Origin of the sequence: Kribbella sp. NPDC051620, assembly GCF_044453825.1 — a bacterium.
Taxonomy (GTDB): domain Bacteria; phylum Actinomycetota; class Actinomycetes; order Propionibacteriales; family Kribbellaceae; genus Kribbella.
This window is the reverse complement of the sequence record NZ_JBITDB010000005.1, coordinates 545855-569107: the sequence shown is the minus strand read 5'-3', so window position 1 is coordinate 569107 and position 23253 is coordinate 545855. Positions and strand designations below refer to the sequence as shown.

At 68.0% G+C, this 23253-nt stretch carries 24 protein-coding genes, 1 tRNA gene and 1 pseudogene; 9 read left to right on the top strand and 17 right to left on the bottom strand.

Translation table 11 applies throughout. The annotated features are described in order from the left end of the window. Window positions 1–840 (bottom strand): arylamine N-acetyltransferase, encoded by an 840-nt coding sequence (locus ACIA12_RS27310; RefSeq protein WP_396369924.1) that lies wholly within the window; start codon window positions 838–840, stop codon window positions 1–3. Window positions 841–899: 59 nt separating this feature from the next. Here ACIA12_RS27310 and ACIA12_RS27305 point away from each other — a divergent pair, with 59 nt between their 5' ends. Further along, entirely contained in the window at window positions 900–1919 is a 1020-nt protein-coding gene (locus ACIA12_RS27305; protein WP_396369923.1) for a lactonase family protein, read from the top strand. Here ACIA12_RS27305 and ACIA12_RS27300 read toward each other — a convergent pair. Continuing rightward, on the bottom strand, window positions 1916–2227 hold the full coding sequence (locus tag ACIA12_RS27300; protein WP_396369922.1) for a hypothetical protein: 312 nt from the start codon (window positions 2225–2227) through the stop codon (window positions 1916–1918). The genes ACIA12_RS27305 and ACIA12_RS27300 overlap by 4 nt on opposite strands. Continuing rightward, a complete protein-coding gene (locus tag ACIA12_RS27295) occupies window positions 2224–3087 on the bottom strand; it encodes a phytanoyl-CoA dioxygenase family protein (RefSeq protein ID WP_396369921.1) in 864 nt (287 codons plus the stop codon). The genes ACIA12_RS27300 and ACIA12_RS27295 overlap by 4 nt, the downstream gene beginning before the upstream one ends. Before the next feature lie 112 nt (window positions 3088–3199). Here ACIA12_RS27295 and ACIA12_RS27290 point away from each other — a divergent pair, with 112 nt between their 5' ends. Next, complete coding sequence (locus tag ACIA12_RS27290) at window positions 3200–3985, top strand: helix-turn-helix domain-containing protein (RefSeq protein WP_396369920.1); 786 nt, start codon at window positions 3200–3202, stop codon at window positions 3983–3985. A 4-nt stretch (window positions 3986–3989) separates the two neighbouring features. After that, window positions 3990–4841, top strand: a complete 852-nt coding sequence (locus ACIA12_RS27285; protein ID WP_396369919.1) for a GNAT family N-acetyltransferase — start codon at window positions 3990–3992, stop codon at window positions 4839–4841. On the opposite strand, the gene ACIA12_RS27280 is transcribed toward ACIA12_RS27285, so the two are convergent. Beyond that, the gene (locus ACIA12_RS27280; RefSeq protein WP_396369918.1) at window positions 4834–5715 is read right to left on the bottom strand and encodes a phosphotransferase enzyme family protein; all 882 of its coding nucleotides are present in this window, start codon (window positions 5713–5715) and stop codon (window positions 4834–4836) included. The two genes, ACIA12_RS27285 and ACIA12_RS27280, sit on opposite strands and share 8 nt — an antisense overlap. Window positions 5716–5767: 52 nt before the next feature. After that, a complete protein-coding gene (locus ACIA12_RS27275) occupies window positions 5768–6259 on the bottom strand; it encodes a YajQ family cyclic di-GMP-binding protein (protein WP_396369917.1) in 492 nt (163 codons plus the stop codon). 101 nt (window positions 6260–6360) lie between these two features. Here ACIA12_RS27275 and ACIA12_RS27270 point away from each other — a divergent pair. Together ACIA12_RS27270 and ACIA12_RS27265 are read left to right on the top strand one after the other, a co-directional pair. Beyond that, window positions 6361–6443 (top strand) — tRNA-Tyr (locus tag ACIA12_RS27270). A 156-nt stretch (window positions 6444–6599) separates the two neighbouring features. Next, window positions 6600–7706 (top strand): hypothetical protein, encoded by a 1107-nt coding sequence (locus tag ACIA12_RS27265; protein ID WP_396369916.1) that lies wholly within the window; start codon window positions 6600–6602, stop codon window positions 7704–7706. Between the two features lie 3 nt (window positions 7707–7709). Here ACIA12_RS27265 and ACIA12_RS27260 read toward each other — a convergent pair whose 3' ends face one another. From ACIA12_RS27260 to ACIA12_RS27210, 11 genes and pseudogenes are all read right to left on the bottom strand, one after another. Beyond that, on the bottom strand, window positions 7710–9164 hold the full coding sequence (locus ACIA12_RS27260) for an NADH-quinone oxidoreductase subunit N (RefSeq protein WP_396369915.1): 1455 nt from the start codon (window positions 9162–9164) through the stop codon (window positions 7710–7712). After that, window positions 9161–10732, bottom strand: coding sequence for a NuoM family protein (locus tag ACIA12_RS27255; RefSeq protein WP_396369914.1), 1572 nt, complete (start codon window positions 10730–10732; stop codon window positions 9161–9163). Before ACIA12_RS27255 ends, ACIA12_RS27260 begins: the two co-directional genes overlap by 4 nt. Then, window positions 10729–12495: an NADH-quinone oxidoreductase subunit L gene (locus ACIA12_RS27250; RefSeq protein WP_396369913.1), complete on the bottom strand. Its 1767-nt coding sequence runs from the start codon at window positions 12493–12495 to the stop codon at window positions 10729–10731. The genes ACIA12_RS27255 and ACIA12_RS27250 overlap by 4 nt, the downstream gene beginning before the upstream one ends. Next, a complete protein-coding gene (gene nuoK / locus ACIA12_RS27245) occupies window positions 12492–12815 on the bottom strand; it encodes an NADH-quinone oxidoreductase subunit NuoK (RefSeq protein WP_396369912.1) in 324 nt (107 codons plus the stop codon). The genes ACIA12_RS27250 and nuoK overlap by 4 nt, the downstream gene beginning before the upstream one ends. Window positions 12816–12817: 2 nt before the next feature. Further along, the gene (locus ACIA12_RS27240; protein WP_396369911.1) at window positions 12818–13318 is read right to left on the bottom strand and encodes an NADH-quinone oxidoreductase subunit J; all 501 of its coding nucleotides are present in this window, start codon (window positions 13316–13318) and stop codon (window positions 12818–12820) included. A gap of 233 nt (window positions 13319–13551) precedes the next feature. Next, window positions 13552–13767 (bottom strand): annotated as a pseudogene (locus ACIA12_RS27235) (4Fe-4S binding protein); the annotation flags it as partial. A 217-nt stretch (window positions 13768–13984) separates the two neighbouring features. After that, window positions 13985–14746 carry a methylenetetrahydrofolate reductase gene (locus ACIA12_RS27230; protein ID WP_396369910.1) on the bottom strand — a complete coding sequence of 254 codons (762 nt, stop codon included), beginning with the start codon at window positions 14744–14746 and terminating at the stop codon, window positions 13985–13987. A 27-nt stretch (window positions 14747–14773) separates the two neighbouring features. Further along, the gene (locus tag ACIA12_RS27225) at window positions 14774–16087 is read right to left on the bottom strand and encodes an RNA polymerase sigma factor (protein ID WP_396369909.1); all 1314 of its coding nucleotides are present in this window, start codon (window positions 16085–16087) and stop codon (window positions 14774–14776) included. After that, window positions 16084–16428, bottom strand: a complete 345-nt coding sequence (locus ACIA12_RS27220; RefSeq protein WP_396369908.1) for a YciI family protein — start codon at window positions 16426–16428, stop codon at window positions 16084–16086. Before ACIA12_RS27220 ends, ACIA12_RS27225 begins: the two co-directional genes overlap by 4 nt. Before the next feature lie 31 nt (window positions 16429–16459). After that, the gene (locus ACIA12_RS27215; RefSeq protein WP_396369907.1) at window positions 16460–17731 is read right to left on the bottom strand and encodes a sensor histidine kinase; all 1272 of its coding nucleotides are present in this window, start codon (window positions 17729–17731) and stop codon (window positions 16460–16462) included. Continuing rightward, a complete protein-coding gene (locus ACIA12_RS27210) occupies window positions 17728–18384 on the bottom strand; it encodes a response regulator transcription factor (protein ID WP_396369906.1) in 657 nt (218 codons plus the stop codon). Before ACIA12_RS27210 ends, ACIA12_RS27215 begins: the two co-directional genes overlap by 4 nt. 139 nt (window positions 18385–18523) lie before the next feature. On the opposite strand from ACIA12_RS27210, the gene ACIA12_RS27205 reads away from it, so the two are divergent. The 4 genes from ACIA12_RS27205 (at window position 18524) to ACIA12_RS27190 (ending at window position 22234) form a co-directional block, all read left to right on the top strand. Beyond that, a complete protein-coding gene (locus ACIA12_RS27205; protein ID WP_396369905.1) occupies window positions 18524–19054 on the top strand; it encodes a hypothetical protein in 531 nt (176 codons plus the stop codon). After that, window positions 19054–20103, top strand: a complete 1050-nt coding sequence (locus tag ACIA12_RS27200) for a peptidoglycan-binding protein (RefSeq protein ID WP_396369904.1) — start codon at window positions 19054–19056, stop codon at window positions 20101–20103. Before ACIA12_RS27205 ends, ACIA12_RS27200 begins: the two co-directional genes overlap by 1 nt. Continuing rightward, window positions 20100–20765 carry an ABC transporter ATP-binding protein gene (locus ACIA12_RS27195; RefSeq protein WP_396369903.1) on the top strand — a complete coding sequence of 222 codons (666 nt, stop codon included), beginning with the start codon at window positions 20100–20102 and terminating at the stop codon, window positions 20763–20765. The genes ACIA12_RS27200 and ACIA12_RS27195 overlap by 4 nt, the downstream gene beginning before the upstream one ends. An 86-nt stretch (window positions 20766–20851) precedes the next feature. Further along, window positions 20852–22234, top strand: coding sequence for an ABC transporter permease (locus tag ACIA12_RS27190; RefSeq protein ID WP_396369902.1), 1383 nt, complete (start codon window positions 20852–20854; stop codon window positions 22232–22234). 28 nt (window positions 22235–22262) lie between these two features. On the opposite strand, the gene ACIA12_RS27185 is transcribed toward ACIA12_RS27190, so the two are convergent. Further along, window positions 22263–23213 carry an NADH-quinone oxidoreductase subunit H gene (locus tag ACIA12_RS27185; RefSeq protein ID WP_396369901.1) on the bottom strand — a complete coding sequence of 317 codons (951 nt, stop codon included), beginning with the start codon at window positions 23211–23213 and terminating at the stop codon, window positions 22263–22265. Between the last annotated feature and the right edge of the window lie 40 nt (window positions 23214–23253).

The window sequence follows — 23253 nt, the reverse complement described above, 5'->3', positions numbered from 1 at the left end:
CTAATTGGCTTGCTGGGCGGCCAGGAAGTTCTCGTACTGGGTCCAGACGCGCCGCCATAACGCGTCGCGGTCGGCGGCGGAGTAATGCGGGAGTGGTAGCTGGAAGATGTCGGCGAGGACTTCGTAGTACTCGGACTGCGAATCGATGATTTTGTTGTCGATTCGGTCTTTGTAGGTTTGCGTCAGGCCGACGGAGCGGATGGACGCCATATGTCCCGGCCGGAGGAGGAATGCGGAGCAGGTGCGGACGAAAGGTGAGTCCGGGGACAAGGAGAGGTGTTTGTGCTGGGCTTCGAAGTTGGTGAACGCAGCGGGGGCCGACTCGAAGTCCATGCCGATCAGGCCGGCGCGGGGGTCGTGGTCGAGGCGCCAGCCGTCGACGAGGTCCGACTCGCGCAGGGTCAGGGTGAAGGGATCCTGGTACGCCGTCGCGCCGGCCTGCAACGGCATCGGGGTCAGCAGGCCGTCGCCCAGGCCGGCGTCGACCAGCCACGTCCCGCCGTCGAGTACGACCGTCAACACCATGTGGCTGGCGTCGACGACGGCCGGGCGGGTGGCCGTCTGGACGCCGCCGCGGTGCAGCGTCACGTCGTACCCGAGTGAAGTCAGCAGATGCGCGAGGACACCGTTGAGCTGGAAGCAGTACCCGCCGGCCTCCCGCGCGATGATTCGCCGCGCGACCACCTCGGGATCCATCGATCCGCCCTGGCCGAACTGGTACTGCACGCTCTCGTACGGCACCGCGCCGACGAAGGCCTGGTGAAGCTCCGACAAGCCCTCGACGCTCGGTCCGGAATGCGAGGCGACGCCGATGCGGCGGAGGAAGGCTGCGGTGTCCATGAGCTGAGCCTACGAGGCCTACGGGTGCTTGCGGACGAGTTAGCTGGCAGGGTGGGGGCATGACCTCGGAGCAGATCTATGTCGGCAGTTACACCCTTCGGGACGGTGGCGGTGAAGGCATCGGGTTCGGTACCACGGAAGAACTGCAGGTCGTCGCCGCGACCGCAAATCCGTCGTTCCTGACCATCTCGGCCGACGGCCGGTACCTCTACGCGGCCAACGAACTGCCGTCCGGCCGCGTGAGTGCCTTCGCGATCGCGGACAGCGGCTCGCTGGAGTTCATCAACCACCAGCCGACCGGCGGCGCCGACCCGTGCCACCTGGAGATCGACCCGTCCGGCAAGTTCCTGTTGTCGGCCAACTACAGCTCCGGGTCGATCGCGGTCCACCCGATCAAGGACGACGGTTCGCTCGGCGACCCGACCCAGATCCTGCAGCGCGAGGGCACCGGGCCGAACGAGGAGCGCCAGGAAGGCCCGCACGCCCACCAGGTCACCTTCGACCCGTCCGGATCGTTTGCCTTCGACATCGATCTCGGGTCGGACAGCGTGTACGTCTCGACGCTGACCAAGGAGGGACGGTTGGAAGAGGTGAGCCGGCTGCAGACGCACCCGGGCGCCGGGCCGCGGCATCTCGTCTTCCACCCGGGCGGCCACGCGGCGTACCTGATCAACGAACTCGACTCGACGCTGATCGTGCTCAGCCACGCCGAGGGCAAGCTGGCGATCGCCGAGACCGTGTCGACGCGGCCGGACGATGCCGACGGCGACAACTTCCCGGCCGAGGTGCTGGTGTCGGCGGATGGCCGGTTCGTCTACGGCTCGAACCGTGGCGACGACACGATCGCGGTCTTCGAGACGGGCGCGGAAGGCCTCGAGGCGGAGCTGATCCAGACGATCGGCTCCGGAGGGACGGGTCCGCGGCACCTCGCCTTCAGCAAGAATGGTCTGCAGCTGTACGCGGCGAACGAGACCTCGGACACGATCGCGGTCTTCACCATCGACCAGAGCAGCGGCGCCCTCACCGCAACGGGGACGCCGCTGAACTGGCCGAAACCGGTCTGTGTCCTGCCCTGCTAGACCTGGACGAGCTTCTCGAAGAAGAACTCGTGCTTGAGGAACGACACGTCGTACTCGTGGCCCGGCTGCGGTGGGAGCAACTGCGCGGCCTGGAAGAGCCGCCAGCCGTCCTTGAGCGCATCGAGTCCACTGGCGTACGGCGGGACGTCGGAGTCACCCGTGGTGGGTGACGTCGCGCCGGTCCCGTCGTACGTCGACCAGCCGACCGTGCGCGAATCGAGCGCGGACGAGGCCAGGTACAGGACCAGTACTTGCTGGCGAACCGTTTGCTGACCGGCTGCGGCCTGCTGCTCGGTGGTGGCGGTCATGCCATCTCCTTCTTCGCGGCGTGCGGGTTGAGGCTGCGCTGGGCGACGACGCGGCGCGGACGGTTGGTCACCCGGGTGACCCAGTACTCCGGATCGTAGGTGTCATCGCCGATCAACGCCTGCCAAAGCTTGACCCGGTTAAAGATTTCCAGTCGGCCGGTGGCGTTCTCGTACCAGGGGAAGTACTGGCCGAGCTCGTGCGCGACGGCGTCGTCGTACAGGTCGTCGGTGTTCCACAGCCGGACCTGGCGGACGGTCGGGTTGAAGCGGATCTTGAACATGTACCGGTCGATGGCGCTGTCGTTCCTGCGGCCGCCGTGCCAGATGCCGTGGTGGAGCAGCACGACCGTGCCGGGTGGGCAGGTGAGCCGGGTCTGGCCGAGCAAGTTCTGGTACCGGCCGGTGTCGGACTCGTTGGTGCGGCGCAGGTGGCTGCCGGGGACGCTCAGGGTGCCGCCCATCTCGAGCGTCACCTCCTGGGGGTAGTACATGAGCTGCACATCGAAGGCGTCCTCGCGGACGTCGATGATCGCGTCACCGTGCAGGTTCTGCGCCTCGCCCTCGTGCGCCTTGCGGATGTGCACGGCGTGGTGGTCGACGGTCGGCTCCGGGCCGACCAGGCTGTGGATGGCGCCGGCGACCTCGGGCAGCTGCACCAGCCGCTGGACGAACTCGCTGTCCACGAACGCTTCCGACAGCGGGGTGCCGTAGGGGACGCCGGGGATGCCGGCCTTGAGGACCTCGATCGCCTGCTGGTTCATCTCGTCGGGTACGACGGCGTCCATCCGGAACGCGCCGGTGGCGACGAAACTCGCCATCTGGACGGAGGTCAGGAGGTTCTTGTGATGCGGGTTCGGCATGTCTCTCCCTCTCGGGGCGACTAGTGCTGTGGTGGTTGGTACTCCTCCAGGCTAGGTTTGCCGGTTCCGCTTTTGCGTGGGTTGAGTTCACCACTGGTGGTAATTTCTCACCATGATTCCGCTGCACCTTGCCGAGCCGCCCGAGCTGGTGAACGTCGGCGTCGGGGTACACGGGGTGCGGAGCCTGCGGGATGTCTTCCAGCTGCCCGACCTGTGGCAACTGCACCTCTACGGGTATTCGGCCGACCTGACCATCGGCGGGACGACCTATCCGGTCGCACCCGGCTCGGTCAGCCTGACGCCTGCCGGAGTACAGGTGCAGTTCGACTACCGGGGCCGCTCGGAGCACCTCTTCGTGCATTTCCGCCCGCGGATCGTGGGCGAGCCGCTGTACGTACCGGCCGTGCAGGACGCCGGTACTACGGCCCCGGTCCTCTCCGACATGCTCCGCTCAGCCATCGGGGCATCACCAAGCGGCTCTCCCCGGGTGGTGGCCGAGGTGTGGGCCGCGCTCTGGCGGGTCGCCCAACTGTCCGCGCCCCTGACCGAAGGCGGCGTAGCGGCCGGCCACTCAGCAGTGGCGGCAGCCATCAGCTACATCGAGGCCAACCTCGCCAGGTCCCTGACTGTGCCCGCACTGGCCGCCGCAGCCGGCGTCTCCCACAACCACCTCACCAGACTCTTCCGCACCGAAACCGGCCTGACCGTAGTCGCCTACATCCGCCAACGCCGCATGGCCAGAGCCCGCCACCTCCTGGTCTCCACCACGCTCTCCATCCCCGCCATAGCCGCCACCGTAGGCATCCCCGACCTACAAGCCTTCAACAAAACCTGCCACCGCGAACTGGGCGGCGCCCCCCGCGCAGTACGAGCCGGACCCTCCGGACTGCCAGGCTGACAGCGTGATCCTGGAAACCACCCGGCTTGAACTGGTTCCCCTCGGCCCGGAGTTCGCCGCCGAACTGTGGGCGATCTACGCCGACCCGGACGTCGCCCGCTACGTGGGCGGCGACTCCCTGACCCCCGAATCCACCCTCGCCCAAACCGAGCGATGCGCCCGGGAGTGGGCCGAACGAGGCCACGGCCAGAGCGCGGTGATCTGGAAGAAAACCGGGCAACTGATCGGACGGATCGGCCTCAGCGCCTGGCCCGAGTGGCGCGAGATCGAACTCGGCTACGCCCTCTCCCGGTCCGCCCAGGGCCACGGCCTGGCAACCGAAGGTGCCCAAGCCTGGATCGACTGGGCCCGCAACAACCTCACCGACGACTACCTGACCGCAGTCATCCACCCCGACAACGCCCCCAGCACCCGCCTGACCCACCGCCTCGGCTTCACCTTAGGCCGCAAGGACACCGTCAAGGGCACCGCCGTCAACGTCTACTACCTACCGCTGAATGCGGTACCAACACCGGCCTCTACGCCGAACCCAACATCTGGATGCGCCATGCCTGAACACGCGGTGATCATCAACCTGTCCCTCGGCGAAGAACATTTCGGCAGCGTCAAAGCACGTGAGACCGTACGCGCCCTTGAGCACGACCTGGCAGCGATCCTCGACGCCGGCACCCTCGGGTATTTCGACGGCGACGAATTCGGCGGAGGCGAAGCAGTCACCTACCTCTACGGCCCCAACGCCGACAACCTGTACGCCGCAATCGAACCCCGCCTGCAAGCCGTCCCCCTACGCCCCGCCCACGTAACCATCCGCCACGGCGCCCCCGGCACACCAGAACGCATCTGTCATCTCAGGTGAGGGCTTGTGCTGCGAGGCCGGCTGGGCCGAGTACGCCTTGGAGGATTGCTAGGGAGGCTTCGCGGTTGGGGCTGGTGAGGGCTTGTTCGGCCCATTGGGCTACGTCTTCCAGGGCTCGGGCCGTGCGGTAGTAGGTGAGGCGGGTGGGGTCTAGGGCGGCTGGGCCGTAGCCGGTGAAGAAGGCTTGTTGGGCTTCGGGGGTGGCCGGGCCTAGGGCGCCCATGCCGCCGAGCATGAAGAGGAGGTCTTGTTCGATGGGAGCTAGCACTGCGTCGTCCCAGTCGATCAAGTAGAGCTGCGCGGGGGTGACCAGGACGTTGCCCAGGTGTGGGTCGGCGTGGCAGATCACGCGCAGTCCAGGGGGCGGTACACGGGTACTGCGCTCTACGAGTTCGTCGATCTCGTCCTGGTGGGCCAGCCAGGTGGTGGCCAGCTCGGCCTCAAGGTCGTCTTCAGGGGCCTGGGTGGTGAACCGCTGACGGAGTTCGCGGGCGAGGGCCAGCATGCGGGCGTTGATGGGGTTGAGGGGCGGCAGTAGGTACTTGAGCCGCTCCGGTACCTCCTGGGAGTGCACCTCGGCCAGCAGGGCGCCGTACTGACTCCACTGGACTGTGGTTAGGCCTGTGTCGGCGGCTCGGGCTCCGTCGATCCAGGGGGTCAATGAGAGGCGCCGGCCGGCTCGGTTGCTCCAGAGGGCGCCGGTGCGGGTCCTGATCGGCGCTAGGGCGCCACGGACACCGGCCTCAGCCAGGTACGACGTGGTCTCGGGTGCTGCGGTTGTGCCGCCGGTGCTCCACTTGACGGCATAGCCGTCGGCTCGCCAGACCTCGGCGGTGGTGTCGGCGCCGTGGTGGATCTGGGTGAGTTCGGTCACGTCGAGACCGAAGTCGTCCCCGATCCACCTGCGCAGATCCGGCACGAAAGGGTCAGCGGTAGTTGACGAACTGGACGGCGAAGTCGAGGTCCTGGGACTTGATCAGGGACTGGACGGCCTGGAGGTCGTCGCGGCTCTTGCTGGAGACGCGGAGTTCGTCGCCCTGGATCTGGGCCTTGACGCCCTTCGGGCCCTCGTCGCGGATCAGTTTGGAGATCTTCTTCGCGTTCTCCTGGCTGATGCCGGCGCTGATCGTCGCCTGCAGCTTGTAGATCTTGCCGGACAGCTTGGGCTCCTCGACCTCCAGGCCCTTGAGCGAGATCTGCCGCTTGACCAGCTTGTCCTTCAGCACGTCGAGCACCGCGTTGCAGCGCTCCTCGGTGTTGGCCTGCATGTCGATCGCCTCGCCGGACAACTTGATCTCGGCGCCCACGTTCTTGAAGTCGAACCGCTGGCTGATCTCCTTGGCCGCCTGGTTCACGGCGTTGTCCACCTCCTGCTGGTCGACCTTGTTCACGATGTCGAAGGAGGACTCCGAAGCCATGGGCACGTCCTTTCTGAAGCTAGCTGTCGTTACCGATTTGCTGTCAGGGGCACTGTCTGTTGTATCGTCTCTCACGCTGGTTCACGAACCGGCAGCACCCTGGCGGGTTGCCCGAGTGGCCAAAGGGAGCAGACTGTAAATCTGTCGGCTTATGCCTACGCAGGTTCGAACCCTGCACCCGCCACAGGAGCTGAGAACAGCCCCTGACCTGGAGACAGGTCAGGGGCTGTTCTCGTTGGGCCCCGGCGGTGGCGGTGCCGGGATGGCGGGGAATACTGGCCTGGCCGGCGGGGGTTGGCTGTTGTGTCGGGATTGCTAGTCAGCGAGGAGAGAGCGGGCGATGAAACCCACCGAGTTCGTGAAGGTGAACAGTCAGTTCTGGGGGGAGCACCTCAAGAGCGTGAGTGAGCACCTGCCGGGGAGTCATGGGCGCGAGTTGGTGGGGCCGTTGCTGTATCCGCGGCAGCTGGTGCTGACGGAGACGCCGGACTGGAACATCCTGGAGCTCGTCGGGGTGACGAGGGAGTTCCGGTCGCTGGACGTGCGCCGGCAGAAGGCCGCTGGGATCGATGAGTACTTCGGAGCTGCCAAGGACCAGGCCGGTACGGTCGTGGCGCTGCGGAACGACGACCGGTACCAGGACGCGACGATCGCGACCGAGTACGGGCGAAGCGCCCTGGACAGCCGCTACCCGAGCGCGGAGCGGATCATCGGCCGTGAGCTGGTCGGCACCGGTGAGAGCAAGCTGCTGAGCTTCTCCCCCGGCAACTACACGACACTCCAGCGCGTGCTGCTCGCCTCCAGCGTCGAGTCCTCCGTGCGGGTCCGCTGGACCTTCCTGGCGATCGCGATCCACCGCTCCGAGCCGGCCGACAAGTACCGCCAGTACCTGCAGCAGCTGGTCAACGAGGCTGCGCACCTCGACCCGGTCGGCACGCTTGCCGTGCCGCGCGGTCAGGTGGAGGAGCTGCTCAAGGCCGAGCCGTTCGCCGCGACGTACCAGCACGGGCTGCACAAGACGACGGTCGGCGAGTTCCTGCAGCAGCACGAGGAGATCCTGCTGTCCGCGTTCAGCGCCACCCAGCTGGTCCGCGAGCCGGTACTCGAAGCAGCAGACGGTACTTCGGTGACGCCCGACTTCATCCTCGAGCGCGAGGACGGCAGCCACATCATCGGCGACCTCGCCCTCCCGCTGCTCGAAACGGGTAAGGACGGCAAGAAGCGCCGCCGCTCGACCACCGCGCAGGACGGGGTCGCACGACTCACCCAGTACGGGGAGTACTTCACGAACGCGGAGAACCAGGCGTTCGCGAAGACGAAGTACAACGTCGAGGTCACCGACCCCCGCAAGCTGCTCGTCCTCGCCACCAGCGAGACCACGACCGAGCCCGGTGTCGAGCTCGTCGACTACGACACGATCCTGCGCCTCGCCCTGGCAGCCAAGTAGAGGTCAGTTCACCAAAGCGAAGAGTGTGCCGGGGAGGATCGACAGTACGACGGCCGCCCCGGCGCACAGCGAGATGACAGTGACCGCCGGGGTCTCGATGTCCACGGAGAACGGGTCATCGACCGGCAGCCGGACCAGTTCCGCGATCCAGCGCAGGTAGACGGCCAGGCCGATCATCACGTTGAGCGCCATCACAACCGCCAGCCAGCCATAGTGGGCGTCGATGACGGACTGGAAGGCGGCGAACTTGGTGAAGAGCCCCGCCAGCCCCGGCGGCAGGCCCGCGAGGACGACCAGGAAGAAGATGAGCGCCGTACCAAGGCCTGGCTCCGAGCGGACCATGCCTCGATAGTCCGACAGCAACAACCCGCCCGGCCGGTGGCGCTGAACGACGGCGACCGCCCCGAAGGCGCCGAGCGTGACGACGACGTACGCCGCCAAGTACGCCACAACCGCTTGAGCGTCCCCCACCGCGAGCGGCGCGAGCAGGAAGCCGACCTGACCGATCGACGACCAGGCGAGCAACCGGACCGCCTCGACCTGGCGCAGCGCGGCGAGGTTGCCCACGGTCATGGTCACAGCAGCGAGCAGAGCCACCACCAGACGCAGGTCCGACCCCGACGGCGCGATCCCATAGGTCACCAGCACCAGCAGACCAGCCACACCGGCCGACTTGGAGACGACGGCGAGGAACGCGGTCACCTCGACCGGCGCACCGGCGTACGTGTCCGGAAGCCAGCCATGGAACGGCACCGCCGCGATCTTGAACCCGAACCCCACGATCACGAACAGCCCCGCGGCGAAGGCCACCCGCCGCAGATCCGGATCGATCCCCGGCAACCGGTTCGCGATCGTCTGCAGGTACAGCGACCCGGTCACGCCGTACAGGTACGAGATGCCGAACAGCATCACCGCCGTCGACAGCACCGACACCAGGAAGGCCTTCAGCGCCGCCTCGGACCCGCGCCGATCACGCCGCAACGCGACCATCGCGAAGCTCGGCAGCGAGACGACCTCCAAGGCGATGACCACCGTCGCCAGATCGCGCGCCCCGGCCAGTACGGTCGCGCCGACCAGCGCGCTGAGCAGCAGGAAGTGGTACTCCCCTACAGGAATGTCGGCCGACAGCAACCGGTACGCCGAAAGCCCGACGACCCCGAGCCCGCCGATCAGCAGCACCGCCCACAACCCGATCGTCAGCGGGTCGATCACCAGGCTGCACTCGGCCGGCCCCTCGACGGCAAAGCGGCAGAAGGCCGGCTTGAACGCGTCGCGCTGCGCCACCACGAAGGCCAGACCGAAGAGAATCACACCACCGGTGATCAGCGTGACCACCAGGTGCTTGGCGCGCTTGGTACCACTGCTCCAGAACCCGTCGATCAGCAGCACTGCGACGGCGCCCACCGCCAGTACCAGCGGTACGGCGATCGTCTGCCAGTCGGTCCAGGTGATCGTCATGCGAACGTCCAGTAGTCGAGCAGGAAGGGCGGCCAGAGTCCCAGGACGACCGTCAGCACGACCAGCGGAGCCCAGGTGATCAGCTCGATCCGGCTCAGGTCCACCGCGAAGGCGCTGGCCGGATTCTCGGCCGGATCACCCTGGTTGAGCTGGCGGATGAGCTTGAGGAAGTACGCCGCAGTCAGTACTGCGCCCAGCCCAGCGATCACCATCAGCACCAGGAACGTTGTCCGCGGCAACACATCGGCCGGATGGTAAGCACCCAGCAGGATCAGCATCTCGCCCCAGAACCCCGCCAGCCCGGGCAGCCCGAGCGACGCCAGACACGCGAACGTGAGCAGCCCGCCGATTCGCGGCAACCGGGCGTACAGGGCACGGCCGATAGCGCGCAGGTCGCTGGTGTCGTGACGGTCCTTGATCGCGCCGGCCAGGAAGAACAGCAGGCCGGTGATGATGCCGTGGGCGATGTTCGCGTACAGCGCGCCGGCCAGGCCCTCCGGCGACATCGTCGCGATGCCGAGTCCGATGAAACCCATGTGGCCGACGCTCGAGTACGCGATCAGCCGCTTGACGTCGGTCTGCGCGAGGCAGGCCAGCGAACCGGCGATGATCGCGACGGTCGAGAAGCCGGCCAGGTACGGCGCGATCGTGGCCGTCGCGTCGGGCAGCACGGGAAGCAGGATCCGGATCATGCCGTAGCTGCCGAGCTTCAGCAGTACGCCGGCGAGCAGCACCGAACCGACGGTCGGGGCCTTGGCGTGCGCGTCCGGCAACCAGATGTGCAACGGCCAGAGCGGCATCTTCACCGCGAGCCCGACGGCGATCAGGATGGCGGCGATCAGTGCGATTCCGTGTCCGCCTGCGACTGGGTTCGAACCCAGTACTTCGAGATCGAACGTCCCCGCCTGCCGATGAACCAGCAGGAAGCCGAGCAGCATCAGCGCCGACCCGAACACGGTCATCAGCACGAACGTGGTCGCCGCCCGCCGGCGCCCGGCCGGGTCGTGATCGTCGCCCCAGATGTCGATCACCAGCCACATCGGGATCAGCACGACCTCGAAGAACAGGAAGAACAGCACCAGGTCGAGCGCCGAGAAGGTCCCGATCACCCCCGTCTCGATGACCAGCAGCAAGGCGATCAGCGAACGGGTCCGGCCGATCCGCGGGGTGATCCGCAGCGAGTACAGGCAGCAGAGGAAGACGAGCAGCGCGGTCAGCACGATCAGCGGCAGCGAGATGGTGTCGACGCCGAGATGGAACCGCACGTCGAGCGACGGGATCCAGGAGCTGTCCGTCTCGGCGAAGGCATGGATCTTGCCCGGCAAGGTCCGCGGCAGATCGTTTCCGTAGCTACTGATGACTACGTTGGCGGTCTGGGCGCCGTCGAGGTCAGGGGTGTCGGGCCTGAGGAGCCGCCACCAGAGCACGGCCGAGCCGACCAGTACGAGGCCGGAGACGATCGAGCCGACGATCGCCGCCACGCGGTCCCCGGTATCAGCGGGCAGTGCCCACAGGATCGCGGCAGCCAGCGCCGGTATCGCGAGCAACGCGATCAGCAACACACTCATGAGCCGATCACCCCCGCCAGGATCGCGAGCGCGACCGCTCCGATCACAGCAGCCGTCAAGTACGTCTGCACGTTGCCCGTCTGCAGCCTCCGGAACCCAGCAGAAGCCAGTACTCCGGCCCGCCCAGCCCCACGCACATACCCGCCGATCACGTCCCGATCCCCACCGACCGCCAACCGCGCCAGCCACTGAACCGGCACGACGAACATCCGCTGGTACGCCGAATCCGCCCCGAACTCGCGCTCGAGCAGAACCGGTCGCGGATCAGCCCCGCGTTGCCACAACGAGTACGCCGGCAGCGCTCCGAACAGTCCAAGCACCGTCGTCACCAACGCGATCGGCCACCTGAGATGGACTCCATCCGCGTAGCCGAGTCCGATGGCGCCCAGAGCGAGCAGGACCAACGGCGCAAGCATCAGCCAGGACCCGTCCCGCAGCTTGCTCGAGTCGGGCTCGTCGAGATCCGCCATCGAGTCGTCGTCCTCGAACGCACCGAGCGCGCCGGCCAGCGCCGGCGTACGGAAGAAGACCCACAACCACAACCGGACGCAGTAGAAGGCGGTCAGCGCAGCCGTCAGGCAGACCGAGACGAGCACGACCCAGCCGGTCGTCGAGCCGTCGCGCGCGTGATCCCAGGCCGCCTCGATCACCGAGTCCTTGGAGAAGAAGCCGGCAAAACCCGGTACGCCGGCCAGCGCGGCGAGCCCGATCGTCATCGTGATGAAGGTGACCGGCATCCGTTTCCGCAGCGCACCACGCCGGGTGTAGCGACGCAGTACGACGAAAGCCGCGCTGCCGACCTGATGCAGCAGGACACCGGCGCAGAGGAAGAGCAGCCCCTTGAAGGCCGCATGCGTGAGCAAGTGGAAGAGCGCGGCGTGGCGACCCTCGCGGGTGCCGAGCGAGAGGCCGGCGAACATGATCGCCAGCTGGCTCACGGTCGACCAGGCGAGGACGCGCTTGACCTCGACGGCCGCCATCGCGCAGAAGGCAGCGAAGAGCATCGTCACGCAGGCGATCACGGCCAGCACGGTGAAGGTCGTCTCGGCCGCCGCGAACACGTCGTACAGGCGGGCGATCAGGAAGACACCGGCGGCGACCATCGTGGCCGCGTGGATCAGGGCACTGACCGGGCTCGGGCCGGGCATCGCGTCCGGCAGCCAGGTCTGCAGCGGGACTTGCGCGGACTTGCCGACGATGCCGACCAGGATCAGGATCGTGCCGGTGGTCAGCGTGCCGGACGAGATCGGGCTGTGGCCGAGCTCGGAGATGGTGAACGTGCCGTACCCGAGACCGAGGACGAAGATGCCGAACAGGAAGCCCACGTCGCCGAGCCGGGTCATCAGGAACGCCTTCATCGCCCCCGATCGGGCGTCGCGGCGCTCCCAGTAGTGACCGATCAGCAGATACGAACAGGCGCCCATCAGTTCCCAGCCGATCAGCAGCAGGAAGAGGCTGTCCGAGACGACGACGGTCACCATCGACGCGGTGAAGAGCGTGACGAGGGCCGTGTAGGAGGCGACACGTTCGTGGACGTAGGCGATCGAGTAGACCTGTACGCAGAGCGAGACGACGCCGACGATGGCGAGCATGAACACGGTCAGGTCGTCGGTACGGAGGCTGTAGTCGAGGAAGACGTCGTTGCCGACGAAGGTCCCGCCGAAGGGCTTCTGCTGGGGGTCGACGCCGTAGAGCAGGCCGGCGGCCAGCAGGACGAGCAGGGAGAAACCGACGCCGATCACGCGCCAGGCGGTGGCGATCACTGCCCCTCCACGTTCTGCTCCAGCAGGTCGCGAGCCGCATCCGCGTCCACATGGCCGTGACCCCGGAAGAGCAGCAGGATGATCGCGAGACCGAGACCGATCTCGGCGGCCGCGAGGGTGATGACGAAGACCGCGAGGGTCTGGCCGGTCGCCAGTCCGTCGACGCGCCAGGCGTCGAAGGCGACCAGGTTGAGGTTGACCGCGTTCAGCATCAGCTCGAACGACATCAGCATGGTGATCGCGTTGCGGCGGGCCAGTACGCCGTACACGCCGATGCAGAACAGCGCGACGGCGAGCAGCAGCGGGACGATGATCGGCATGGTCAGTCGCCCTTCTTCCCGGGGCGCTGGGACAGCACGATCGCGCCGATCAGGGCGGCCAGCAGCAGGACCGAGAGGACTTCGAAGGGGAGCACCCAGGTACGGAAGACGGCGGTACCGATGGATTCGGCGCTGCCCGTCGGTACCGGCTTGAGTTTTTGGTTGCCGAAGGCAATAACTACGCCGGTACCGAGGATCAGCGCGAGAACCAGCGCGACCGTGGCGGCGAAGGGGCTGCGGCGGGTGGTCAGCGCGGGCAGCGGGTTGGTCGGCGCCTTGGTCAGCATCAGGGCGAACAGGACGAGGACGACGATCGCGCCGACGTAGACGAGGATCTGTACCAGCGCGACGAACTCGGCATGCAGGGCGCCGAAGCAGCCGGCCACCGCGCCGAGCGTGACGACCAGCCAGAGCGCGGCGTGCACGATCCGGCGCGAGGTGACCGTAATGACCGCTGCCAGCAGCGCCACCGCCCCCGCGATGGAGAAGAGCGCAGTGGTCACTCCTCGCCCTCCGGGGTGGGCGGAGTCGAGCCGCCTTCGCGCGGCGCGGGTGCGCTCGCGGATCCCGCGGCAGGGGCCGCCTCGATGGCGCTCGGAGCTGGGTCGATCGGTTCGATGACCGAGGGGCCGGGGTCGATCGGCTGGGGCGCTGGAACGGTCCACATCCAGTCGCGCAGCCGGTCCTTCTCGTGGGTGAGGTTGCGCAGCTCGGTCTCGGCGTACTCGAACTCCGGCGACCAGAACAGCGCGTCGAACGGGCAGGCCTCGATGCAGATCCCGCAGTACATGCAGAGGCTGAAGTCGATCGCGAACCGGTCGAGCACGTTCCGGCTGCGCTCCCGGGCCTGCTCACCGACCGACGGCGCGGTCTCGGTGTGCGAGTCGATGTAGATGCACCAGCTCGGGCACTCCCGCGCGCAGAGCATGCAGGAGGTGCAGTTCTCCTCCATCAGCGCGATCACGCCGCGTGTCCGGGGCGCCAGCTCAGGCTGCACATCCGGGTACTGCTCGGTGACGGCACGGCGGCCCAGCGTCTTGGCGGTGACCTTCAGGCCATCGATCAGACCCTTCCCCGGTACGTCCATGCCCCCTCCTCCCTCGGTCAGCTCTGCACGCTGACATTAGTCGGTTTCGGCCGGTGACGGTGCCAACCAGCCTCCCGAGACGTCACAGTTCCCGCTCCAAGCGCGCCGCAACCTGCCGGTACCGGCTCACGGGGATGAGATGAACGCCCTGGAACGCGCCGCTGTCCCGGATCTTGAGGATCTGCTCGCAAGCGGCCTCGACGCCCGCGTCACGGTCCCGCTCGACGGCGGCGACGAGCGCGTCCGGGATGGTCAGCTGCGGCAGTTTCGCCAGGTCAGCAGCCATTTTGGCGCTCGCCAGCACCATCACCCCGGCGTACACGGGAATGTTCAGCTCAACGCTGTCGCGCCACCTGAGCAGCTCGTCGAGGTCGTAGCTGACCTGCACGTAGAGGAAGTCGGCCTCGGCCTTCCAAGCCGGTACCGCGCGCAGCCGGGTCGCCGCGCCGACCTGGAACGGCTCGATCCCGGGGAAGCTGGTCGCGCGGGCCTCGTCGATCATCGTCCGCACGGTGAGCTGACTGGTCCGGGCGCCCTCGGTCGGGTTGTCGCCGTGGACGAAGAGGAACTGCTCCACCCCGTACGCCGCCGCGGTGAGCAGGTCCCGGCGGAACCCGAGCAGGTTGCGATCGCGGGAGTTGAGGCAGGCGATCCCCCGCGCCCCCATCGCCTGCACCTCGTTGGCCACGGCAACACTGCTGACCGTCGCCCGCCCGATGTGGTTGTCCGGGATCAGAAACGCATCCGCGATCGGGCTCATCACCCCGATCTGATGCCGCACCTTCTTCAGATCCGGCCGCGTCGGCGGCTCGACCTCACAGACCAGTTCGAACCCGTCGCCCATGGCACGCGAGCCTACGCGGGCACTGAATCAGAGGGCTTCGAGGCTGCGGTGGAGGAAGTTGCGTTCTGCGGTGTTCTCGGTCAGTTCGAGGGCTGCTTGGTATGCGACGGCTGCCTCTTCCCGGCGGTTCAGGCGTTTGAGGAGTTCGGCTCGGATCGCGTGGAAGAGGTAGTAGTTGCCCAGGTCCAGGTCGTCGACGAGGGCGAGGGCGGCGGCTGGGCCTTCGAGTTCTCCGACGGCGACAGCGCGGTTGAGGGCGACGATGGGGGTCGGGTCGAGGGTGAGCAGGTGGTCGTACAGCTGGACGATCTGGCGCCAGTCGGTGTCCGCGGCGGTCGGGGCGTCGCTGTGGACTGCGTTCATGGCTGCTTGCAACTGGTACGGCCCGGGCCGGCCGCGCCGCAGACATCGGCGTACCAGGTCCTGCCCTTCGGCGATGAGCTCGCGGTCCCAGAGGTCGCGGTCCTGGTCGGCCAGCAACACCATCGAGCCGGTGGCGTCGACTCGGGCCGGCCGGCGGGACTCCTGGAGCAGCATCAGCGCGAGGAGGCCGAGCGCTTCGGGTTCGTCGGGCATCAGTTCGACGAGCAGCCGGCCGAGGCGGACGGCTTCCTGGCAGAGCTCCGTGCGGATCAGGTCGTCGCCGGACGAAGCGGCGTACCCCTCGTTGAAGATCAGATAGACGACCGCGAGTACGCCGCGGACGCGCTCGGGGAGGTCGGCCTCGTACGGCACGCGATACGGGATGCCGGCGGTGCGGATCTTCGCCTTCGCGCGGACGATCCGCTGCGCCATCGTCGATTCCGGGACCAGGAACGCGTGCGCGATCTCGGTCGTGGTGAGGCCGCCGAGCAGCCGGAGGGTGAGGGCGACGCGGACGTTCAGGGCGAGGGCGGGGTGGCAGCAGGTGAAGATCAGGCGGAGCCGGTCGTCGCGCACAACCCCCTCCTCCACTGGTTCGTCCTGGGCATGCAGCAGCGCTGCCTGGGCGTGCTTGTCCTCACGGGAGGACTCGCGCCGCAGGCGGTCGATCGCGCCGTTGCGCGCGGTCGTGATGATCCAGCCGGCCGGACTGGGTGGCAGCCCACTCTCCGGCCACTTCTCCAAAGCCTTCGCGAACGCCTCCTGGACGGAGTCCTCGGCGATGTCGAGATCCCCGAACACCCGAGCCAGCACGGCCACCGCCCGCCCATGCTCCGCCCGGAACACCCCCGCCACGTCCCCCGCCGAAACCGCCACCCGCCCCTCCCCAGCAACCGGCGGCCGCCGCCCGTCCACCTCCCCAGCAACCGCCGGCTGGAGGCCGGTGGGCTCGGTGGGGCTTTCGGGGTGGTTGGTCATTCGGTGACGGGGCGGACTTCGACGGAGAGCGGTTTGAGGATGGCGGCCAGTTTGCGGGCCCAGCCGAGTGCCTCGTCCAGGTCGGCCGCCCGCACGATGGTGAACCCGCCGAGATGTTCCTTGCCCTCCGTGAAGGGCCCGTCGGTCAGCAGGACCTCGTCGCCGTCGGCGCGGAGTACCGTCGCCGACTCCGGCGGATGCAGCCCCGCGCTGAACACCCACGCCCCGGCCGCCTGCAACTCGTCGTTCCAGACCGCGAGGTTCTTCATGATCGGCTCGAGGATCTCGGGCGCCGGCACCGGTCCGTCAGGCTGGTAAATGCTGAGCAGGTACTGCTTCATGCTGCCTCCTTTACCTCCTACACGAACGCCCTCAGCCCGGATCGACAGGCAAGCTCACAATAATCGCCAACCCGCCCGCGTCCCGCGGTTTCGCGCTGACCGACCCGCCATGCGCCTGCGCGACCGACTGCACGATGGACAACCCCAACCCCGCCCCCTTGGCCCCCACCAGCCGATCGTCGGCCAGCCGATGGAACGGCTTGAACAACCCTTCCACCTCGTACGGCGGAATGCTCGGCCCACTGTTAGTCACCTCGACCTCCACCCGGTCACCGACCGTCCGGCTCACCACGCGGACCCAGCCCCCGGCCTGGTCGCCACCGTCTCGTCCGGCCCTGCCATCCGGCGTGTTGTGGCGGATGCCGTTCTCGACGAGATTGTGGACAAGCCGTTCGAGCAGCAGCGCATCGCCCGTCGTCGGCGCATCGCCAGGCTCCGTGGTGATGGTGACCCCAGCGGTCTCGGCCTCCGGCGTGAGCTGGGCGGCGACATGCGTGATCACGTCGGCAAGATTCACCGGGTACGTCGCCGTAACCTGCTTCTCCGAGTCCGCCAGCAGAAGCAGCCCGCTGATGAGCTGTTCATGCCGGGCGTTGATCTCCAGCAGCGTCTCGCCGAGCTGCCGCACGTCGTCGGACGCGGTCTTGCGATGCATGGCGACCTCGACCAGGGCCCGACCGAGCGTCAGCGGCGTACGGAGCTCATGCGACGCATTGGCGACGAACCTCCGCTGCCCGTCGAACGAGTGGTCGAGCCGCTCGACCATGGTGTCGAACGCATCGGCCAGGTTCTTCACCTCGTCGTCCGGCCCTTTCAACGCGATCCGCTCATGCAGACCCCGACCGGCTGCCGGAGCAGCAGCGATCCGCTTGGCCGTGTCGGTGACCCGATGCAGAGGCGCCAGTACCCGCCCCGCGACCAGCCACCCGAACCCAGCCGCCAGCCCGCCCACCAGCACCAGCGCGATGCTCCCCTGGGCCAGCAACGTCTGGGTGGCAGCCGCCTTGACCCGCGCGTTCTGCTCCCGCATCGCGCGCTCGGCATCTGGCCCGGTCAGTACATCCCCGGCCTTGTTCAGCACGTAGAGCGCTTTGGGAGGTAGTTGCGCTTGGAGGGGCGGTTGCCCACTCGGCTTGGGCGTAGCGGCGGAAGGCGGAGACAGGTAGGTGCCCTGGATGATGACCCGGTCACGGGAGAGCTGGTTGCTGAAGAGGGCGTAGGTGAGCGCCAGCAGGAGAACACCGGCCGCCAGGAACAGGCCCGTGTAGATCAGCATCAGGCGGGCTCGCAGCGTCAGCTTCATGGGATCCGGTACCCGACTCCGGTGACCGTCTCGACCACGGCGGGTTCGCCGAGCTTCCGGCGGAGTTTGAGGATGGTGAGCCGGACCACGCCGGTGAACGGGTCGACGTGCTCGTCCCAGGCCTTCTCCAGCAACTGCTCCGCCGACACTGTCGCGCCGTCGGCACGGAGCAGCTCAGCCAGTACTGCGAACTCCTTCTTCGCCAGCGGCACATAGCGCCCGTCGCGGAACACCTCGTGCCGCGACGGATCCAGGGCGAGCCCGGCGCGTCGTAGTACGGGTGGATCGGCAGGGCGACTCCGCCGGCCCAGGGCAAGCACGCGGGCCGCCAACTCGGGGAAGGCGAACGGCTTGGTCAGGTAGTCGTCAGCACCGAGCCCTAGCCCCTCGACCCGGTCGGTGACGGCTGCTGCAGCCGTGAGCATCAGCACCCGGGTGGCCGAGCCGGATGCGACGACCTGCCGGCACACCTCGTCGCCGTGGACCACGGGGAGGTCGCGGTCCAGTACCAGAACGTCGTACTGATTGACCGCCAGCCGCTCGAGTGCGGACCCGCCGTCCGGCGCGACATCGACGGCATGCGGCTCGTCCCGCAACCACTCCGCGATCGCTGCCGCGAGCAACGGTTCGTCCTCGGCCACCAGCACCCGCATCGCAACGCCACCTTCCGTCGTGACTGTCCATGATCGCCGACGCCCGCGTTTCCCTGGTGTTACCCGAGCAGGAAACGGCAGGGAAACGCCGTCGCGACTTCTCTTGAGCCCAGCATCCCGATTCCTCAAGGAGAAGACCGTGACGCGAAAGCTCTCCCTCGGCGCGCTGGCCACGCTCGCATTGGCCATCGCCCTCACCGGCTGCGGCTCCGGCTCTGACGACGGCCCGGGCAACCAGGTCGCTGCCGGCGGCGGTACCCAGCCCACCACGAGCACCAGTACGAGTCCCGGCGGCGAAGGGCTCAGCCGGGACGAGAAGGGCGTGAAGTTCACCCAGTGCCTGCGGGAGAACGGCGTCGACGTGCCCGATCCCGAACCGGGCAAGGGCCCGATGATCAAGCTCGATCCGAGCAGCGGAGTCACCAGAGAAGATCTGGACAAGGCGATGGACGCCTGCAAGGAGTTCAGCCCGCAAGGTGAGTCGGGTGCCGACCCCAAGCTGGAGGAGAACGGCCGGAAGTTCGCCGCCTGCATGCGCGAGCACGGGGTGGAGAAGTTCCCGGACCCGAAGCCCGGTCAGCGCGGCATCATGATCGACAAGTCAGCCGGGGACGACCCGGACTTCCCGAAGGCGCAGGAGGCCTGCCAGCCGATCCTGGCAGGTAAGTGATGGCCCGGAGGACTGTGCTGACGGCGGTCGCTGTGCTGGCGGCTGGTGGTGGGCTCACGGCCGGGCTGCTGAGTCGGAGCGACAGCAGTCAGGCAGCGGATGAGGATCCGGCTGGGTTGACCAACACTGCGAAGGTCACGCGTCAGACGCTGAAGGACACCGAGACGGCTGATGGTGAGCTCGCCTATGGCCCGACGACCACGGCGACCAACCGGACGGCCGGGACGCTCACTTGGCTGCCCGAGAGCGGGCAGCGGGTCGAACGGGGGCAAAACCTTTACCGGGTTAATAACTTGCCCACGACTCTGTTTTACGGCGCGTTACCGGCGTACCGGCGGATGGCGGAGGACAGCGAGGGGCCTGACGTTCTGCAGCTTGAGCAGAACCTCAGAGCTCTTGGATACAAGGGGTTTACCGTCGACGACTCGTTCACTTCGGCTACCGCGGAGGCGGTGGAGGAGTGGCAGGAGGATCGCGGGCTGCCGGAGACCGGGGTGGTTGAGCTGGGGCAGGTGGTGTTCGCGCCTGCGGCGGTGCGGGTGGACAGTCTGGAGGCGGCGGTGTCCGATCCGGTTGCTCCGGGCCAGAAGTTGCTCAGCTATACGGGAACGACGAAGGCCGTGACGGTCTCGTTGGAGGCCGCGGACCAGAGGCTGGCCAAGAAGGGCGCGGCGGTGTCGGTGACGTTGCCGGACGACACGACGGTCGCGGGCAAGGTCTCCGAGGTGTCGACGGTGATCGTGCCGGCCGCGTCGCCGGATCAGGAGCCGACCACCTCGATCTCCGTTGTCATTGCCTTGGGCAACCAGAAGGCGGTGGCGGCGTATGCGCTGGCTTCGGTCGACGTGACGTTCACCGCGGCGGAGCGGAAGGGTGTGCTGACCGTGCCGGTCTCGGCGCTGCTCGCCTTGCAGGAGGGCGGATTCGGGGTCGAGGTCGCTGGTACACCGAAGTACCGGCCGGTGAAGACCGGGTTGTTCGCGGCTGGGCGGGTCGAGGTCAGCGGGCCCGGGATCGTCGAGGGGCTCGCCGTGGGGGTGCCGAAGTGATCGAGCTGACCGAGGTGACGAAGGTGTACGCCGGCGGGGTCGCCGCGCTGGCCGGCGTCTCGCTGCGGATCTCGGCCGGGGAATTGGTCGCGATCGTCGGCCCGTCGGGATCGGGCAAGTCGACCATGCTGAACATGATCGGCACACTTGACCGGCCCACATCGGGTCAGGTCCGGATCGACCGGCACGACGTGGCGCGACTGTCCGACGCCGGCCTTTCGGCGTTGCGGGCGAGCCGGATCGGCTTCGTCTTCCAGCAGTTCCACCTCGCTTCCGGCGTACCGGCGCTGGACAACGTCGCCGACGGTCTCCTGTACTCCGGTTTGCGCCGCTCCGAACGTCGCAGGAAAGCCGCGGCCGCTCTCGACCGAGTCGGCCTGGGCCACCGGCTGGACCACGAGCCCCACCAACTGTCCGGCGGCGAACGCCAACGCGTAGCGGTCGCCCGAGCAGTAGCCGGCGACCCCGCCGTCCTGCTGGCCGACGAACCAACAGGCGCCCTCGACTCAGCCTCCGGGGCAGGCGTCATGCAACTCCTCCGCGACCTGCACACCACCGGCACGACGGTCGTCATCATCACCCACGACCGAGACATCGCCGCCTCCCTCCCCCGCCAACTCCACATGCGCGACGGCCACATCACCCAGGAGGTCCACGCATGACAAACCACGAGCCAGCAACACCGCCCACCACGCCGCGAGAAGCAGCTGCCGATGGGTCGGCATCACCGCTTGAGCAAAGCGGACAGATGGCACCGCCCGAGCAGGGTGCATCGACGGCATCGTCGGAACGCGGTGGGCGGGTGCCGCCGCAAGGGCAGGGTGGGCGAGCGGCGTCGCTGGAATCAGGTGGGCCGGCAGCCGGCTCCAGGCGGAGCGGACCGGCGGCAGCGCCGGGGCGGGGTGGGCGGGCGGTAGCGCCGGGGTGGGGTGGGCGGGAGCTTCGGGGTGGGCGGTTGCGGGTGGGGGATGTGGTGCGGGTTGGTGGGGTGGGGTTGCGGACTCGGCCGTTGCGGGCGTTCTTGTCGGCGTTGGGGATTGCTATCGGGATTGCGGCGATGGTGAGTGTGGTGGGGATTTCGGCTTCTTCGCGGGCTGAGCTGGATGAGACGTTGGATGCGTTGGGCACCAATTTGCTGACGGTGGCGCCGGGGACACGGCTGACCGGGGAGGCGGCCGAGTTGCCGTTGACCGCGGAGGGGATGGTTCGGCGGATCGGGCCGGTGGAGGGGTTGTCGGCCATTGGGTTGGTGGATGGGGCTTCGGTTTATCGCAGCGACAGGATTCCGGCGGTTCAGACCAACGGGATTGCCGCGTACGCCGCCCGGACCGATTTGCTCGAGACCATCGGGGCGACGGTGCGCAGTGGTCGGTGGCTGGATGCGGCGACCGGGTCGTACCCGGCGACGGTGCTCGGCTCGGCGGCGGCTGAGCGGCTGGGGATCAACCGGTCCGGCGCGGATACCAAGGTGCTGATCGGCGATGAGTGGTTCACCGTCCTGGGCATCCTCGAGCCCGCCGCGCTGGCGCCGGAGCTGGACAGCGCGGCTCTCATCGGCTGGCGCGCCGCGGACGCCACGCTGGGCTTCGACGGGCACGCGACGAAGATCTACACCCGTACGCCGGACAGCCAGGTGGAATCAGTCCGCGAGGTACTCGGCGCCACCGCCAACCCCGAGGCGCCGAACGAGGTCGACGTCTCCCGCCCCTCCGACGCCCTCGCCGCGAAGCAGGCCGCCGGTGACGCGTTCACAGCCCTGCTGCTCGGGCTCGGCGCGGTCGCACTGGTCGTCGGTGGTGTCGGCGTCGCCAACATCATGGTGATCTCCGTGCTGGAGCGCCGAGCCGAGATCGGCCTCCGGCGCTCGCTCGGCGCGACCAGAGGCCAGATCCGGACCCAGTTCCTGACCGAATCGCTGCTGCTGTCCGCTCTGGGCGGTATCGGCGGGGCGATCCTCGGCAGCGGAGTCACCGCCGCCTACTCGTCGTACCAGGGCTGGCTGACGGTCCTCCCCCTCTGGGCACTGACCGGCGGCATCGCGGCAACCCTGCTGATCGGCGGTCTGGCCGGCCTCTACCCAGCCATCCGGGCCTCCCGCCTGTCCCCCACGGAGGCCCTAGCTACGCCCTGACCTGGCAATGCCTGGGACGTGGGGACCGTCAGTAGAAGAGGACGACGCCGATGCCGGTGAGCGCTAGCTGGAGGAGCGCCACCGGCACCAGGCCCTGCCAAGCGAGCTTCTGCAGTTGGTCCGCACGCAGCCGCGGGAACGCCACCCGCACCCAGATGACCAGCAGCGACACGGCCGCGACCTTCAAGACGGTCCAGATCCAACCGATGCTGTCCGGCCCCGGCCCGCTCCAGCCACCCAGGTACAGGACCGTCGTGAGCCCGGCGAGGACCACGATCCCGGCGTACTCCGCGAGCAGGAACATCGCGAACCGGAGTCCGGTGTACTCCGTGTATGGCCCGAAGATCACCTCGGAATCGGCCACCGGCATGTCGAACGGCGGCCGTTGCAGCTCGGCCAGCCCGGCGATGAAGAACACCACCATGCCCGGCAGCTGCCAGAGCAGCCACCACGGATTCCAGACCCCGACGATCCCGCTCAGACTCAGCGTGCCGGCGGCGACCGCGACGCTCGCGGCGGACAGTACGAACGGCAGCTCGTAGCTCATCAACTGCGCCGCCACCCGCAACCCGCCGAGCAGGCTGTACTTGTTGCCGCTCGCCCAGCCGGCCATCAGCGAGCCCAGTACGCCGATGCTCATCACCGCGAGCACGTAGAACAGCCCCGAGTCGAGGTCGGCCCCGACGATGCCCGGCGCCAGCGGGATCGCGGCGAGCGCGGCCATGTACGGCAGGATCGCGACGATCGGCGCCCACTCGAAGACCCGCTTGTCGGCGGCCGCCGGGGTGACGCTCTCCTTCTGGATGAACTTCACCCCATCAGCGACCAGCTGTGCCCACCCGTGGAACGCGCCCGCGTACATCGGCCCGAGCCGTGACTGCATGTGCGCCATCACCTTGTGCTCGGCCTGCCCGACCACGAGCGGCGCGACGAGGAACGCGACCAGCACCCCCACCACACGCACCACGAATTCGAGCATGCCCGCAGCCTATCCACTCCAGCTTGACCTGAACGGCAGT

Excerpts from the sequence above, each read along its gene's own strand:
- ACIA12_RS27310 (WP_396369924.1), bottom strand. The coding sequence starts at position 840 with ATGGACACCGCAGCCTTCCTCCGCCGCATCGGCGTCGCCTCGCATTCC.
- ACIA12_RS27305 (WP_396369923.1), top strand. The coding sequence starts at position 900 with ATGACCTCGGAGCAGATCTATGTCGGCAGTTACACCCTTCGGGACGGT.
- ACIA12_RS27300 (WP_396369922.1), bottom strand. The coding sequence starts at position 2,227 with ATGACCGCCACCACCGAGCAGCAGGCCGCAGCCGGTCAGCAAACGGTT.
- ACIA12_RS27295 (WP_396369921.1), bottom strand. The coding sequence starts at position 3,087 with ATGCCGAACCCGCATCACAAGAACCTCCTGACCTCCGTCCAGATGGCG.
- ACIA12_RS27290 (WP_396369920.1), top strand. The coding sequence starts at position 3,200 with ATGATTCCGCTGCACCTTGCCGAGCCGCCCGAGCTGGTGAACGTCGGC.
- ACIA12_RS27275 (WP_396369917.1), bottom strand. The coding sequence starts at position 6,259 with ATGGCTTCGGAGTCCTCCTTCGACATCGTGAACAAGGTCGACCAGCAG.
- ACIA12_RS27265 (WP_396369916.1), top strand. The coding sequence starts at position 6,600 with ATGAAACCCACCGAGTTCGTGAAGGTGAACAGTCAGTTCTGGGGGGAG.
- ACIA12_RS27260 (WP_396369915.1), bottom strand. The coding sequence starts at position 9,164 with ATGACGATCACCTGGACCGACTGGCAGACGATCGCCGTACCGCTGGTA.
- ACIA12_RS27255 (WP_396369914.1), bottom strand. The coding sequence starts at position 10,732 with ATGAGTGTGTTGCTGATCGCGTTGCTCGCGATACCGGCGCTGGCTGCC.
- nuoK (WP_396369912.1), bottom strand. The coding sequence starts at position 12,815 with ATGCCGATCATCGTCCCGCTGCTGCTCGCCGTCGCGCTGTTCTGCATC.
- ACIA12_RS27230 (WP_396369910.1), bottom strand. The coding sequence starts at position 14,746 with ATGGGCGACGGGTTCGAACTGGTCTGTGAGGTCGAGCCGCCGACGCGG.
- ACIA12_RS27225 (WP_396369909.1), bottom strand. The coding sequence starts at position 16,087 with ATGACCAACCACCCCGAAAGCCCCACCGAGCCCACCGGCCTCCAGCCG.
- ACIA12_RS27220 (WP_396369908.1), bottom strand. The coding sequence starts at position 16,428 with ATGAAGCAGTACCTGCTCAGCATTTACCAGCCTGACGGACCGGTGCCG.
- ACIA12_RS27215 (WP_396369907.1), bottom strand. The coding sequence starts at position 17,731 with ATGAAGCTGACGCTGCGAGCCCGCCTGATGCTGATCTACACGGGCCTG.
- ACIA12_RS27210 (WP_396369906.1), bottom strand. The coding sequence starts at position 18,384 with ATGCGGGTGCTGGTGGCCGAGGACGAACCGTTGCTCGCGGCAGCGATC.
- ACIA12_RS27200 (WP_396369904.1), top strand. The coding sequence starts at position 19,054 with ATGGCCCGGAGGACTGTGCTGACGGCGGTCGCTGTGCTGGCGGCTGGT.
- ACIA12_RS27190 (WP_396369902.1), top strand. The coding sequence starts at position 20,852 with ATGGCACCGCCCGAGCAGGGTGCATCGACGGCATCGTCGGAACGCGGT.
- ACIA12_RS27185 (WP_396369901.1), bottom strand. The coding sequence starts at position 23,213 with ATGCTCGAATTCGTGGTGCGTGTGGTGGGGGTGCTGGTCGCGTTCCTC.